13 protein-coding genes are annotated in these 14,668 nt (G+C 66.6%); 5 read left to right on the top strand and 8 right to left on the bottom strand.

Annotated elements, in window-relative coordinates:
- Nucleotides 1-2 precede the first annotated feature (2 nt).
- The 4 genes from J2X19_RS18940 (at nucleotide 3) to J2X19_RS18925 (ending at nucleotide 5,456) form a co-directional block, all read left to right on the top strand.
- Nucleotides 3-1,871, top strand: coding sequence for a cytochrome P450 (locus tag J2X19_RS18940; protein ID WP_310375516.1), 1,869 nt, complete (start codon nucleotides 3-5; stop codon nucleotides 1,869-1,871).
- On the top strand, nucleotides 1,872-3,281 hold the full coding sequence (locus J2X19_RS18935) for a Dyp-type peroxidase (RefSeq protein ID WP_310375514.1): 1,410 nt from the start codon (nucleotides 1,872-1,874) through the stop codon (nucleotides 3,279-3,281).
- A 158-nt stretch (nucleotides 3,282-3,439) separates the two neighbouring features.
- Complete coding sequence (locus J2X19_RS18930; RefSeq protein ID WP_116607336.1) at nucleotides 3,440-4,246, top strand: DODA-type extradiol aromatic ring-opening family dioxygenase; 807 nt, start codon at nucleotides 3,440-3,442, stop codon at nucleotides 4,244-4,246.
- A 55-nt stretch (nucleotides 4,247-4,301) separates the two neighbouring features.
- Nucleotides 4,302-5,456, top strand: a complete 1,155-nt coding sequence (locus J2X19_RS18925; protein ID WP_310375510.1) for a toxin-antitoxin system YwqK family antitoxin — start codon at nucleotides 4,302-4,304, stop codon at nucleotides 5,454-5,456.
- Between the two features lie 93 nt (nucleotides 5,457-5,549).
- Here the strand turns inward: J2X19_RS18925 and J2X19_RS18920 are convergent, their stop codons facing one another.
- Complete coding sequence (locus J2X19_RS18920; protein ID WP_116607338.1) at nucleotides 5,550-6,062, bottom strand: DUF2917 domain-containing protein; 513 nt, start codon at nucleotides 6,060-6,062, stop codon at nucleotides 5,550-5,552.
- A gap of 117 nt (nucleotides 6,063-6,179) precedes the next feature.
- On the opposite strand from J2X19_RS18920, the gene J2X19_RS18915 reads away from it, so the two are divergent.
- Nucleotides 6,180-7,166: a LysR substrate-binding domain-containing protein gene (locus J2X19_RS18915; RefSeq protein ID WP_116607339.1), complete on the top strand. Its 987-nt coding sequence runs from the start codon at nucleotides 6,180-6,182 to the stop codon at nucleotides 7,164-7,166.
- On the opposite strand, the gene J2X19_RS18910 is transcribed toward J2X19_RS18915, so the two are convergent.
- From J2X19_RS18910 to J2X19_RS18880, 7 genes are read right to left on the bottom strand one after another with little or no spacing between them, the layout of a single operon-like run.
- Nucleotides 7,154-8,599 carry an N-acyl-D-amino-acid deacylase family protein gene (locus J2X19_RS18910; RefSeq protein ID WP_310375506.1) on the bottom strand — a complete coding sequence of 482 codons (1,446 nt, stop codon included), beginning with the start codon at nucleotides 8,597-8,599 and terminating at the stop codon, nucleotides 7,154-7,156. The genes J2X19_RS18915 and J2X19_RS18910 overlap by 13 nt on opposite strands.
- Nucleotides 8,596-9,504: a MurR/RpiR family transcriptional regulator gene (locus J2X19_RS18905; RefSeq protein WP_116607341.1), complete on the bottom strand. Its 909-nt coding sequence runs from the start codon at nucleotides 9,502-9,504 to the stop codon at nucleotides 8,596-8,598. Before J2X19_RS18905 ends, J2X19_RS18910 begins: the two co-directional genes overlap by 4 nt.
- An 8-nt stretch (nucleotides 9,505-9,512) precedes the next feature.
- On the bottom strand, nucleotides 9,513-10,796 hold the full coding sequence (locus tag J2X19_RS18900; protein ID WP_405048693.1) for an amino acid deaminase: 1,284 nt from the start codon (nucleotides 10,794-10,796) through the stop codon (nucleotides 9,513-9,515).
- Between the two features lie 2 nt (nucleotides 10,797-10,798).
- Nucleotides 10,799-11,770: an ABC transporter ATP-binding protein gene (locus J2X19_RS18895; RefSeq protein WP_310375501.1), complete on the bottom strand. Its 972-nt coding sequence runs from the start codon at nucleotides 11,768-11,770 to the stop codon at nucleotides 10,799-10,801.
- Nucleotides 11,767-12,825 carry an ABC transporter ATP-binding protein gene (locus J2X19_RS18890; RefSeq protein ID WP_310375500.1) on the bottom strand — a complete coding sequence of 353 codons (1,059 nt, stop codon included), beginning with the start codon at nucleotides 12,823-12,825 and terminating at the stop codon, nucleotides 11,767-11,769. The genes J2X19_RS18895 and J2X19_RS18890 overlap by 4 nt, the downstream gene beginning before the upstream one ends.
- Nucleotides 12,826-12,829: 4 nt before the next feature.
- Nucleotides 12,830-13,669: an ABC transporter permease gene (locus J2X19_RS18885; protein WP_310375498.1), complete on the bottom strand. Its 840-nt coding sequence runs from the start codon at nucleotides 13,667-13,669 to the stop codon at nucleotides 12,830-12,832.
- Between the two features lie 12 nt (nucleotides 13,670-13,681).
- On the bottom strand, nucleotides 13,682-14,623 hold the full coding sequence (locus tag J2X19_RS18880) for an ABC transporter permease (RefSeq protein ID WP_310375496.1): 942 nt from the start codon (nucleotides 14,621-14,623) through the stop codon (nucleotides 13,682-13,684).
- Nucleotides 14,624-14,668: the final 45 nt, after the last annotated feature.

The following is a 14,668-nucleotide window of genomic DNA, read 5'->3' as shown; positions in this document are numbered from 1 at the left end:
CCATGACCAAGCTACTGAGTACCTTCGACGCGACCGACAACTCGGCGTTTCAGCAAAACCGCCTGCTGTTCAGCTGGCTGTGCGACGAGCAGCAACGCGCCACGCTGTACCGCGAACTGCTGCACAGTCCACGCGTGCTGGCCTTCACCAGCCGGGCCGACACCAAGGCCCGGGCCAGCGACCCCGGCGACTCGCAGTACCACCAAACCGTCTACCTGCTGACCCAGCGCGCCCATATCGAGCAGGCGCTGACCGACACCGCATCCTTCAGCAACTCGCCCTACCTGGCGCTGGGCAGCGGCACCTTCATGCTGGGCCTGGACAAGGACCAGCCCACGCCTGCCACCGACGAACACAAGGCCCAGCGCCAGTTTGCGATGAGCGCGTTCAAGTACGACGACCGCACCATTGCCGCGCTGTCGGCGCTAGCCTACCAGGCCGCCGCGGTGCTGCCGTTGAAGACCCGTGAGTTCGACCTCGCCTACCTGAGCGAGCAGGCGGCGCTGCGTTTTGTCGGCTTTTTGTTCGGCTTCGCCCAGTCGGATGTAGGCCTGCTGGAACAGACCATGCGCATGGCCTACAACGGCATGAGCTACCAGATGTTCGCCCGCCACTTTGTGGCCAACCCGCTCGCCGTGCCCCAGGCCTCGGGCGCGATGGGCATGCTGCTGGTGCGTGTGGGCCAACTGATCGACCAGTACCAGCAGGCCATCGGTAAAAAAGAACAGGACGATGTCGCCGCGCTGCAGCTAGAACTGAAGGAGCTGCAGACCTTCGCCTTCCCGCCGCAGGGCGTCCAACTGCTGAAGGATTTCGAGCCCATCCTGCCACGGCTGGCGCGCACCGCGGCCCAGTATTCGGGTACGGAGCTGGCGGCCATCGTAGTCGGCTCCATCGCCGGCATCATCGGCAATGTGCAGGCCAGCGTCAGCATCGCTATCAGCCAATTCTTCACCCTGGGCCAGATGCCGCTGGCCCAGGCCGCCGCGTTGCGTGCGGCGCAGAACCCGACCGATGCCGGGGCCCTGAGCAGTCTGATTCTGGAAGCGCTGCGCCTGCAGCCGCCCGCCCCCTTCCTGCCGCGCCGGGTGCTGAAGGACAACCCCTTTGGCGACGCGGACGGCGTGCGCGTCCCGGCCGGGTCGCTGGTCATCCTGGCAGTGGGCGCCGCTACGCGCGATGACGGCCAGCCGCATCCGCACGAATTCCGCCCCACGGCCACCCAGGACGATCCACTGCTCTTCGGTGGCGACCCCCGCGACCACCTGCACCAGTGCCTGGGCAAGTACATCGCCATGCCGCTGGTAGCCCAGGTGGTGCAGCAGGTGCTGCTGCTGCCAGGCCTGGCGCAAACGCTGGACCCGACCACCGGTGAACCGAACCGGCTGCAAAAACACTGGGGCTTCAACTGCAGCAGCTTCCCGCTGCAGTTCACTGTGGACAAACGGGTCATCCAGCAATCACTCAACGTGGTGATGGAAATCAAGAAGCCGCTGGCCGTGCACGCCGAGGCGCTGAAGCAGATCATCGTCTACGGCGCACCGCGCATCGAGCTGCGGCTGCAGCAGGCGCGCCATGTGCACTTCGCGTTCTTCGAATTTCTGGAAAACGACAGCAAGCTGGTGCTGCACACCATCTTCGACGGCGACTTCGACGCCTATATCGAGCACTTCGCGCTGCAGATCGGCCCGCTGTTCGACCTGCTGTTCGAGCACATCGAGCATGCGCCGCCGCTGCCGGTGGCCGAGTTTCCGAAGGAATTCATCGACGCCATCCGCCTGCACAACAAGGCACCGGCCGGGCGCTATTTCTACAGCGCCTACCCGCTGCGCACCGTGGCCGACATCGTTGCCAGCCCGGAGGTCCGCTAAATGCCACACACCGCCCGGCTGGAAAAAGCCCACATCCAGAACATCGTGGCCAACGGCTACGACTTCCACTGCAGCCGCTACCTGGTGCTCAGCATCACCCAGGCCGATGCGGCGCGGCAGTTTCTGCGCGCGCTGCTGGACGGCGGCTGGGTGGTCTCGGCCACCGCCTCGCGCGCCGCTGCCGAACGGCTGAAGGCCCAGCAACGCTGCCCGATGGGCATAGGTTTCACCTTCCAAGGCCTGCAGCAATTGCAGCTGCCAACGGTGTACCTGCGCGCCTTCCAGGACCGCGCGCCGGCCTTTGCCCAGGGCGCCTACCAGCGCGCCGCGCACCGGCTGTCCGATACCGGCCCCAGCGCTGCCGAGCAGTGGGATACCAGCTTTCGGCCGAACACGGCGCACATCTTCCTCACCCTGCATGCCGACACCCAGGCCGAACTGGACCAGGCCCAGGCCACGCTGCAGCAGCTGGCCGGCCCGGCGTTTGCGCCCGAGGGCTGGACGGCAGCCTTCCAGGGCGGCCACCTGAACCGCGAGCGCAAAAAGCGCCGCATCCACTTCGGCTACCTGGACGGCCTCACCAACCCGCTGATCAACGGCCTGCACCCGCATGCCGCCCACTACGCCGATCTCAAGCTGCAGCCGCAGTTCCACGCGCCGGGCGAGTTCCTGCTGGGCCACGACAACGACGAGGGCTATAACCGCTGGCTGCTCAGCGGCGAGGACGAGCCGGTGCGCCAGTTCTTTGCCAACGGCAGCTTCTCGGTATTCCGCAAGATGGCACAGGACACGGCGGCGTTCGAGTCCTTCGTCGACAAGGCCGCCAGCGACGCCCCGTCGGCCGACTACGTGCGCGCCAAGCTGCTGGGCCGCTGGCACGACGGCCGGGTAGTGGATGCGGCATCGCCCAACCAGCCCGGGCCGGACCACAGCCCCCAGTCCAACGCCGAGCTGAACGACTTCGACTTCTCGACCGACAAGCAGGGCCTGGGCTGCCCGTTCGGCGCGCACATCCGCCGCATGAACCCGCGCGCCGACCCGGTCGTGCCGTTCCGCCGCCGGCCGCTGCTGCGCCGTGGCATTCCCTACGGCCCGGCAGGTGACGGGGCCGACAGCGACCGCGGCCTGCTCGGCCTGTTCTTCTGCGCCAGCCTGGAAGACCAGTTCGAGCACCTGGTGTCCGAGTGGGGCAACAAAAACCCGTTTGGCGTGCCCAACCACAGCACGGCCAAAGACCCGCTGATCGGCAACCACGAGGGCAGCGGCGGCCAGTACGACATCCCGCTGGGCGGGGGGGCGAACAAACCGCTCAGCGGCTTCACCCCCTTCGTCACCACGCGCGGCACGCTGTACACGCTGTTCCCCAGCCTGCCGGCGCTGCGGGTGCTGGCCGGACCGCCGGCGGTCTAACGCAAGCCAAATAGACCACTGGCGCAGGTAGCACCTGCGCCAGCAGCTATTAATAAAATAGCAACTGCAAATCTGGGAGCCCCCGCCAAGGGGCTTTCCTGCAGCTGGCGCGCGGCTGCGCTATAAAACGCCTTTCGCCCACAGAAAGCTCCCGCCCCATGACCACCACCCTGCCCACCTATTTCATCTCCCATGGCGGCGGCCCCTGGCCCTACATGGAAGAGATGCGCCCCATGATGCGCGTGCTGGCCGAGTCGCTGGCCGACATGCCGCGCCAGATCGGTGTCACCCCCAAGGCCGTGCTGTGCATTTCCGCCCACTGGGAGGAAAGCGCCTTCACCGCCATGTCCAGTCCCCAGCCTCCGATGCTGTACGACTACGGCGGCTTTCCACCCCATACCTACAAGGTGGTCTACCCCGCACCCGGCGCGCCGGAGCTGGCCCAGCGCGTGGTGGACCTGGTTGCCGCCGCCGGCCTGCCCGCGCGTCTCGACCCGCATCGCGGCTTCGACCACGGCACGTTTTCGCCCCTGGTGGTGATGTACCCGCAGGCCGATGTGCCGGTGCTGCAACTGTCGCTGAAGACCGGTCTCGACCCGGCCATCCACCTGGCGCTGGGCCGGGCCCTGGCGCCGCTGCGCGATGAGGGCGTGCTGATCGTCGGCAGCGGCCTGAGCTACCACAACCTGCGCATGTTCGGCCCGGCGGCCCGGGCGCCGTCCAAGGCTTTTGACGACTGGCTGCAGGACACCGTGGCCGCCGCCCCGGCCGAGCGCGAAGCCCGCCTGCTGGCCTGGGCCGGCGCGCCTTCGGCCCGCCTGGCGCACCCGCGCGAAGAGCATCTGATCCCACTGATGGTGGCTGTGGGCGCGGCCTTCAACGACCCGGCCACCTGCGTCTACCACGAGGACGCCATGTACGGCGGCGTCACCGCCTCCAGCTTCCGCTTCGACACCAAGGCTTAAACAGGCCGCTAGCGCAGATAGCACCTGCGCTAGCAGCTACATATTCAATAGCAAAATGCATTTTCCCTCCCTCACCGCCCTGTGTGCGGCCCTGCTCTGCGCCAGCGCGGCCTACGCCGTGCAGGACTGCGAACTCAACGGCCAGTCCGTCAACCCCGACAACGGCAGCACCACCGCCGGCAAGACCGGCATCATGCGCTGCAAGGACCGCGACACCGGCCAGCTGACGCGCGAAGAAGAGCTGCAGAACGGCCGCTCCATCGGCCTGGACCGCTTCTACCAAAACGGCAAGCTGCTGCGCGAACGCCATGTCAACGAGCGCGGCAACAACCACGGCCTGGTGCGCGAATTCGCCCCCGACGGCACGGTGCTGCGCGAATCCACCTACGACAACGGCAGCGAGGTCGGCCTGGTAAGACGCAACCACCCGACGGGCGCCCTGCAGCGCGCCACCTACTACGGCACCGGCAACCAGGGCGAACTGGCCTATGCCGAGTTGACGCCGCGCGGCCAGCTGCGCGCCCTGCGCTGCGGCGACAAGCCGCTGCTGGCGCCGCTGGTGGACGACGCCAAGCTCTGCGGCTTTGCGGGCGGCCCGGCATCGGTGGACATGTTCAACGACGCGGGTGTGCAGCAGATGCGCGCCCGCTACGCCAACGGCCAGCGCCAGCGACTCGAAGAGCTCTACCCCAGCGGCAAGCCCGCGCGCGTGGAAGAAACCAAGGACGGCAGCCGATCCGAACGCCGCTTTGCCGAAGACGGCACGCTGCGCCGCGAAACCCTTTGGCAGCTGGACGGAAAAACTTCGAGCAAGACGCTGGAGCGCGAGTTCTCCGAAAGAGGCAGCCTGGTGCGCGAGCAAAAATGGGCCGAGCGCCGCGCGGTCAGCGACGCCAGCTTCTACCTGAACGGCCAGCCCAAGAGCCGCATGCAGTACAGCCGCGACGGCAACACCGACTACGTGGACGAAACCGACTTCTACGACAGCGGCAAGCCGTCCCGCACCGGGCGCTATGCCCAGGCCGACCGCTACAACCGCACCCCTGTGGGCACACACCAGTCCTTCAACCCGCAAGGCCGGCTGGTGGGCGAATCCATCTATGACAGCCGTGGCCGCATCAGCCGGGAACGCGACTGGGACGACGACGGCAAGCTCTTGCACGACGACGAGGTGTTTGAAGACGGCTCGCGCAAGGCCTACGCCAAATAAAAAAAGGCACTGCGGGTCTGCAGTGCCTTTTTCGGTAGGTTTATAAAAAATCGACCTCTAGCGCAGACTCCACCTGCACCAGCAGCTATTTATTCAATAGCAATCGGCGCGGACGGTACGGCCGCGGCCCGCCACCAGATGGTCGCCCAGACCGACCAGGCCCATGGCCAGGCGCCCGGCGGCCGTGGCGGCGGAACGCAGGGCCAATGCCAGGTCACGGCCCGGTTGGACCACGCCACCGCGCCACTGGGCGCCGGCGCTGGCGGCTTCCTGGCGGCCATCCCAGACGGCTTCGGTGGCGGCTTCCCAGCTGAAATAGGCGGGTTCGGCCTGGCTCGCGCCCTCGCCCAGGTACCAGGACTCGATCACCATGCGCTGGCCGGCCTGCAGCCGCAGCGTATCGCCGGCTTCCAGGATGTGGTCGCCCAGCACCATGGTGTGGCCGGTGTGCGGGCCGTCCAGAGTCGCCCACACCTTGCCTTGGGTCACGCGGAACACACCGGCCTGGTGCGGTTGCAAGGTGGTGGCATGGCCCGCGTCCAGCTTCCAGCATTCCGTCAATGCCGAAGCAGAAGGGGAGGATTGCAGTGCGAGGGTAGCGGACATAGGGTTCTCCAAATAAATACGTTTCGGGAATGAATCATCGTTGCCACAGGCCCCCGGGTCCAATGAAATCGGGTTAGGCTATTGATTCCCAAACCGCATGAATGCAAAGTCCCCTCAATGCTGCAACCCCAAACCCATTTGCGCACCCGCCCGATCAGCGTGGGCCAGCTGCGCGCCTTTGCCGCCGTGGCCCGGCACCTGAACTTCCGCGCTGCCTCCGAAGAGCTGGCGCTGACGCAATCGGCCGTCAGCCGGCAGATCCAGGCGCTGGAAGAAGAAGTCGGCGTGCCCCTGTTCCTGCGCCACACCCGGGCCGTCGAGCTGACCGGCGCGGGCACGCAATTGATGCGTAGCGTGACGCACACGCTGGAGCAACTGGACAGCACGGTACGCATGATCCGGCGCAGCGCGGGACGCAAAAGCGTGGCCGTCAGCACCTGGGCCTCGTTCGCATCCATGTGGCTGATCACCCGGCTGGAAGCCTTCCAGACCGAGTACCCCGACATCGACATCCGCATCGACGCTACCGACAACCTGGTGGACATGGAAACCGCCGATGTGGACCTGGCGCTGCGCTATGCGATGCCCGAGACCGTGCCGCAAGGTGCGGTGCGCCTGTTTGGCGAGCAGCTGACGCCGGTGGCCAGCCCCTGGCTGCTGAAGACCGGCCACGCCCTGGCGCGCGGCGAAGACCTTGCGCATTTCGCCTTGCTGGAAGCCAGCGACTCGCACCGCACCCAGCACCTGGAATGGCTGACCTGGCGGCGCTGGCTGGAAATCCACCACCTGGAAAAAATCGAACCCCGGCGCTGGATGCACTTCAACTACGCGCACCAGATCGCCCAGGCCGCGCTCACCGGCCAGGGCGTGGCGCTGGCCCGTATGCCGTTGATTGCCGACAGCCTGGCCAGCGGCGACCTGGTGGAAATCCTGCCGCATATGCGGGTGGACTCGCCCATGGCCTACTGGCTGGTGGTCGGCCCGCGCAGCGCGGCGCGGCCGGAGATCAAGGCCTTCTGCGCCTGGCTGCTGCTACAGGCCCAGGTCACGCGCAAAGCCATAGGCGATGCCCCGGACCCGGACACGGTGGATCACTTCGACTGACGCGTGAGCATGCGCCCAGCCCGTTGCAGCACGCCGTCGGCACCGGCTTCGCAGGCCAGCTGGCCGTTGACGAACACCTGTTCGATGCCGATGGAGCGCTCCAGCGGGCTCGCGTAGCTGGCCATGTCCTGCACCCGTGCCGGGTCGAACACCACCACGTCGGCAAACCAGCCGGGCTGCAGCTGGCCGCGCTGCTGCAGGCGGAAGTTGCGTGCCGACAGCCCCGTCATCTTGTAGACCGCCTGCTCCAGCGTGAACAGCTGCTCGTCGCGCGCATAGCGGCCCAGCACGCGCGGGAACGCGCCCCAGAGCCGCGGATGCGGATGCTGGTCGTGCGGCAGGCCGTCCGAGCCGATCATGCTCAAGGGGTGGGCCAGCACGCGCTTCACATCGTCCTCGTGCATCTGGAAGTAGCAGGCGCCGCCGGGCTGCAGGCGCTGGCAGGCGGTTTGCTGGTCCACACCCCACTCGGCGGCGATATCGGCCAGCAGGCGGCCCACCATCTCGGGGTGCGGGGTCGACCAGCTGAGCAGCACGTCGATCACGCCGTCCACCAGATCTTCGCGCAGCACGGTGGAGCCGGCCAGGTAGGGGTAGACGTCCATGGCCACGCTCTGCCGTTCGGCCAGCTTCTCGATCAGCGGCAGGGTCTGCAAGGTGCGGCCCCAGTTGGCCGGACCCGCGCATTTGTGGTGCGAGATGATCAGCGGCACGCCGGCGATGTGGGCGGTGTCGCCGGCCTCGTGCAAGGCCTCGATGATGGCCGCCATCTCGCTGCGCAAATGGGTGGCGTAGACGCCGTCGAACTGCGCCACCACCTGGGCCAGGCGCACCACCTCCTCCATGGGCGCAGCAAATGCTGGCTCGTAGAACAGGCCGCTTGAGAGGCCGGTGGCGCCCTGGGCCATGCACTCGGCCAGCAACGCGCACATGCGCTCCAGCTCCTCCGCGCTGGCCGGCTGGTCCATGTCGGCCATGCAGGCAAAGCGCAAGGTGGTGTGGCCGATCAGCGAAGCCACATTCACCGCCGGCTGGGCCTGGTCGACCGCCGCGGTATAGGCCTCAAAAGCCGGGTATTTGAACGCGTCATGGCCCAGCAGATTCAGCGGCGGCAGCGGCTGCTGCACCTGGTAGGGCGCGAGCGAAATACCGCAGTTGCCGGTCACCACCGTGGTGATGCCCTGCGACAGCTTGGGCCACATGCCGGGCGACTGCAGCACCAGGTTGTCGTCGTGGGTGTGCACGTCGATGAAGCCGGGCGCGATCACGCGGTAGCGGCAATCTATGCGCTGCAGCCCGGGCAGATCTATGGCGAGCTTGGGGCCCAAGGCGGCGATGCGGTCGCCCTGCAGCAATACGTCGCCGACCCAGGCGGGCGCACCCGTGCCGTCGATGATGCGGCCCTGCTCCAGCAGCACAGCGGCCTGCGTCATGCGCCGTCTCCGGGCTCGGCAGGGTCCACGCCCCAGCTGAGCTGCGGGTGGTGCCGCATATCGACGCCGCGGGTGCTGAGGATTTCGTGCACACCACCAAGACGCTTCACCGCCTGGTCGCCCAAACGCTGGGCCACCAGTACCGTCAAAATTTCGATCACCGTCAAATGCACCAGATAGGCTTCGGTGCCGACATGCATCACCGGGTCTTCGGGCACATGGATGCCGAGCACGATGTCGGCATGCTGGGCCAACAGGCTGTCTTGCTGGGTCAGCGCGATCACCGTGGCGCCCTGGCTGCGCGCCACATCCACCGCCTCGATCAGCGAGGGCATGCGCCCCACATGCGAGATGGCAAACACCACGCCGCCCGGCATCTGCGTGGCGGCCGACACCAGCTGCAGATGCATGTCCAGATAGGCATTCGCCACCAGCCCCAGGCGGAACAAGCGCGCCTGCATGTCGGATGCCATGAAGCTGGATGTGGCACCTACGCTGTAGCAATCGACCCGCGTGGCCGCCGCCATGGCGCGGGCCGCGGCTTCCACTGCCTCCACGCTCAGCTGGGCCGGCACGCTGTTAATGGCCGAGGCCGCACCCTTGATGACCTTGGTGATCACCTGGGCCGCATCGTCTTCCAACCGCACCTTGCGGTGCAGCGGCGAGCCGCCAACCGCCATCTCCTGCGCCAGCGCCAGCTTGAATTCACGCAGGCCCGGATAACCGAGGTCGCGGCAGGTGCGCATGATGGTGGGCACCGAGCTGCCGGCGCGTTGGGCCAGGGCTTCAAAACTTTCATCGAGCACACGCTCGGGGTCTTGCAGCACCAGGGCCAGCACCTTGCGCCGGCCGGCCGGTGCACTGACCATCAGGGCCGCGATTTTTTGGAGTACGCCAGAGGACATGCAGGCTTTCAAAAACAGGTCACCAGCGCATCACAGACGCCGTAGTCGGCATCGACCACCGGCATCCAGCGCCATTTGTCGAAGGTGGTGCATGGGTGCGAAATCCCCAACGCCACGCGGTCGCCGACCTGCAGCAGCGCGCTGCCGGCATCCGTCCAGCGCAGATAGGCGTGCTGGTCGTTCAAAGCGCTGACAGTCCAGTCGGCAGGTGCCGTGCGGATGCTGCGGCCACCGCGCGGGCTGTAGGCAATCGGCGTGGGCAGATCGAGGTCATAGGACAGGTCGCGCCGCCCCACAGCCAGGATCGCCAGGCCGGGCTCGGGGCAGGACTGCACGCTGGCCCAGACTTCGATCGCCGGGTGCAAGCCGTCCTCGCAGCCCAGGCGCTGGTTCACCGCATTCACCATGCGCTTGTAGAAACCGTGGTCGTGCGTCACGTAGCAGCCCGAGCGCAGCAAGCCGCGCACCGGAAGCGACAACTGCGGCTTCAACTGTTCGGCCACCAGGTCGAAGATCGCCGAGCCGCCGGCCGTGATCAGCACTTCGTCGTCGGCAAACCAGCCTGCCGCATCACAGGCCAGGGCGATGGCGGCGACGCGCTGCATCAAGGCATTCGCGTAGGCGCTGTCGGGCTCGGTCTTGCCGCTGGCGCCGCCGCCTTCGTAGCATTCGATGCCGACCAGCCGCGTGGCGCTGCTCTGGTGCAGGCGCTCGGCCAGAGTCAGGGCATCGGCATGGGTACGGCAGCCGGTGCGGCCGCCGGGCACGCCGATTTCAATCATCACTTCAAACGGTGTGGCTTGCGGTTGGGCACTGAACCAGGCTTCAATCAATGCCAGCTGGGCCAGCGAATCCACCAGAAAGGCGATGCGCAGGCCGGCGAACTCCTGCTGCAGGCTTTGTATGCCCTGCAGGTCCGCAGCGCTCAGCACCTGGTTGGCGATCAGGCAGCGGCGCGCGCCGGTGGTCGCACCAGCACGCACCTGGCCGACGGTGGCAAAGGTCAGCCCCCAGGCGCCGGCATCCAGCTGGCGCCGGAACAGCTGCGGCGACATGGTGGTCTTGCCGTGCGGCGCCATGTCGACGCCGCGCTCGGTAGCGAAGCGCTGCATCCACGACAGGTTGTGCGTCACCGCGTCACGCTTGACGATGGCCAGCGGCAGCGGCAGGTCGCCGTCCAGCACATTCCAGCCTTGCGCTGCTACGGCCGAGCGGCGCAGCGGCGCCGTGTTCTGCGGAAAGCCTTTGAACGAGGCGTCGAGCTGGGGGTCCAGGATATCTTGCAGAGTCATATTCATTCCATGTTCACCAGGGGTAGATCATCGCGCAGGCAGGCCTTGAAACGGCCCTGCCCCAGGTCTTTGAGTTCAGGGCGCTGCTCGGCACACAGTGCCATCGCGTGCGGGCAGCGGGTACGGAAGACGCAGCCCGACGGCGGGTTGATCGGGCTGGGGATGTCGCCCTGCAACGGCACGTGCACGCTCTTGTGCTGCGGGTCAGGTTTGGGCGATGCGGCCAGCAAAGCCTGGGTATACGGATGCAAGGGCTGGCTGAACAGATCGGCGGTCGGCGCCACCTCCATCACCCGGCCCAGGTACAGCACGACCACGCGGTCGCACAGGTATTCGACCACGTCCAGGTCGTGCGAGATGAACAACATGGTCAGCGACAGCTTGTCGCGCAGGTCGCACAGCAGGTTCACCACCTGGGCCTGGATCGACACGTCCAGCGCCGACAGAGGCTCGTCGGCGACGATGAATTCCGGCTCCACCGCCAGGGCCCGCGCCACACCGATGCGCTGGCGCTGGCCACCGGAGAACTCGTGCGGATAGCGCGCCGCATGCTCGGGCCGCAGGCCCACGGTTTCCAGCAGCTCGGCAATGCGCGCCGCACGCGCCTGCTTGCCGGCATGCAGGCCGTGCACCTGCAGCGCTTCGCCCAAGATGTCGCGGATGCGCATCTTCGGGTTCAGGCTGGCATACGGGTCTTGGAAGATCATCTGCAACTTGCTGCGCAGTGCGCGCATGCGGCTGTCGGACACCTGGCCCAGATCTTCGCCACGGTACAGCACCTGGCCTTGTGTGCTTTCCACCAGGCGCAGCAGGGTCCGGCCTATGGTGCTTTTTCCGGAACCCGACTCGCCCACCAGGCCCAGGGTTTCGCCGCGCTGGATGGCGAAGGACACGTCGTCCACCGCGCGCACCGGGCGCGTGCTCGCACCAAAGTATTTATGGAGGCCGCGTACCTCAATCAGGGCTTCGCTCATGCGGCCTCCTTGTGCTGCATGAGATTGCGCTGCTCTATCGGTAATACGCAGCGGGCCCAGCGGCCCGGGCCTTCGGCATTCAGCGCCGGCATGGCCTGCTGGCACAACGGCAGCGCCAGATCGCAGCGCGGTGCGAATGCGCAGCCTGGCGGCGGTGATAAGGGGCTCGAAACCTGGCCGCGAATCGCGTACAGGCGGCGTTTGCCGTCGGCATTCAGCGCGCGTTTGCGCTGCTGCGCCGGCAGGCAGGCCAGCAGGCCCTGGGTGTAGGGATGGCGCGGCTGGGCAAACAGTTCGACCACGGGAGCCGCCTCAACGATGCGGCCAGCGTACATCACCGCCACCTCGTCCGCGTGGTGGGCCACCACGCCGAGGTTGTGGGTGATGAACAGAATGCCCATGCCGGTCTCGGCCTGCAGGCGCCGCATCAGCGCCAGGATCTGCGCCTGGATGGTCACGTCGAGTGCGGTGGTCGGCTCGTCGGCGATCAGCAGGGTCGGGTTGCAAGCCATGGCCAGGGCGATCATCACACGCTGGCGCATGCCGCCTGAGAGCTGGTGCGGGTACTCCTTGACGCGCTGGGCGGCGGCCGGTATCTCCACCAGCTCCAGCATGCGCTGGGCATGGGCCATGGCGGCAGCGGCGTCCAGGCCCAGGTGCAGGCGGGCCGATTCAGCGATCTGCTCGCCGACGGTGAAGACCGGGTTCAGGCTGGTCATCGGCTCCTGGAAGATCATCGCAATCTCGTTGCCGCGGATGGCGCGCATCTGCGACTCGGGCAGCTTTAGGAGGTCCACCGTGCGGCCGTCGCGCTGGGTAAACAGCGCCTCGCCGCTAACCTGGGTGCTGGCGGTGCGCGACAGCAGGCGCATCAGGGTCAGGCTGGTGACGGACTTGCCCGAGCCGGACTCACCCACCAGTGCGGTGGTGCGGCCCGGATGGATCTGGAAGCTGACATCGGCCACCGAGCGGATCAGGCCTTCGTCGGTATCAAAGAAGGTGCTGAGATGGCGTACATCCAGCCGTGTGGGGTGGGGGGTCGTGGGGATAGACATAGTTTTACAGGGACTTCTTCAGCCGGGGGTCCAGCAGGTCGCGCACACCATCGCCCAGCAGTTGCAGGGACAGCGCCGTCAGGATGATGGCCAGGCCCGGAAACAGCACAATCCACAGCGCCTGCTGCGCATACTGCTGGCTGCCTGCGACCATCGTGCCCCAGGTGGGGATCTCGGGCGGCACGCCGACGCCCAGGAAGGACAAGGCGGCTTCGGCCAGGATGGCGTAGGCGAAGATGAACGAGGTCTGCACCAGGATCGGTGACATCAGGTTCGGCAAGATATGCCGCCACAAAATGCGCCCGGTGGACACGCCCAGCGCGCGCGCAGCCTCGACAAACAGCAGCTCGCGCACCACCAGGGTCGATGCCCGCACCACCCGCGCCACACGCGGCGTGTAGACCAGCACCAGGGCCAGCACTACATTCAGCATCGACGGGCCGAGGATCGCCACCAGCGCAATCGCCAGCAGGATGTCGGGGAAGGACATCATCGCGTCCACCACCCGCATCACTGGTGCATCCAGCTTGCGAAAGAAGCCGGCCAGCAGACCGAACAAAGTACCAAAAACGATAGCGCCTCCCGCAGTCAGTGCGGCGATGGTGAGCGAATAACGCCCACCAAATGCAATGCGGGCGAACAGGTCGCGGCCGAGCTCGTCGGTGCCCAGGATGTGCTCCATCGTCGGTTTGGACAGGCGCTGGCTGACTGCTGTGTCGTTCGGGTCAAACGGCGTCAGCACACTGGCAAAGATGGCCACGATGACCACCAGCAGCAAGCAGATGGCGGCCACCAGGACGATGCGGCGGCGGAATAGTTTTTGGAGAACGTGGGGGATTTTCATAACGGAACAAGCTCAATACTTCACACGCGGATCGACCAGCATGTAGAGCAGGTCCACCAGGAAATTGATGACCACGTAAATCACCGCGATCACCAGCAGGGCGCCCTGGATCACCGGATAGTCGCGACGCAACACGGCGTTCACCACCAGGTTACCGACGCCGGGCAGGCCGAACACCGTCTCGGTCACGACCGCGCCGCCGATCATCAGGGCCGTGGTCAGACCGAGCACGGTGACGATGGGCACCAGCGCATTGCGCAGCGCGTGCTTGAGGATGACGACCTTCTCGGTCAGACCCTTGGCGCGGGCGGTGCGCACATAGTCTTCTTCCAGCACGTCGAGCATGGACGCGCGGGTGAAGCGGATGATCAGCGCCGAATTCAATACGCCGAGCACGGTGGCCGGCAGCACCAGATAGTGCAGGCGCTCGGTCAGCGTCGCGCCCGGATCGCCATAGCCGGACACCGGGAACCAGCCCAGCGCCACGGCAAAAATCTGCATCAGCACCAGGCCCAGCCAGAAGCTGGGAATGCTGGCGCCGAGCATGGCCAGCCCGGTCACCACCTGGTCGATCCACTTGCCGCGGTACACCGCGGAAACGATGCCGCTGGGTACGCCGATCAATGCGGCAATGGCCACCGCCAGCAGGGCCAGCAAGGTGGTGGGCTCAGCCCGCTCCCACAGCGCCTGGGTCACGGGGCGCTGCAAGAAGATGGACTGGCCCAGGTTGCCATGCGCCAGCTCTTTCAGCCAGTAGCCGAACTGCACGACCAGGGGCTGGTCCAACCCGTATTCGCGCTGTACGCGAACAATGTCTTCGGCCGTGGCCTGGTCGCCCAGCAGCACCGAAATCGGGTCGCCGGACGCGGCCCGCGTGAGGATGAACACCAGTACCGCTACCAGCGCCATCACCACCAGCATGCCCGCGATGCGGGAGGCAATATAGCGATACACAGAATTTCTCCTCAAGCAAACCAGCCGCAGCAGCGAAAGCCCGCT

The sequence above is a fragment of the Rhodoferax ferrireducens genome, from assembly GCF_031458075.1.
In the GTDB taxonomy this organism is placed as follows: Bacteria; Pseudomonadota; Gammaproteobacteria; order Burkholderiales; family Burkholderiaceae_C; genus Rhodoferax_B; species Rhodoferax_B ferrireducens_A.
The sequence above is the reverse complement of the archived record's forward strand: the minus strand, read 5'-3'. Positions and strand labels throughout refer to the sequence as shown.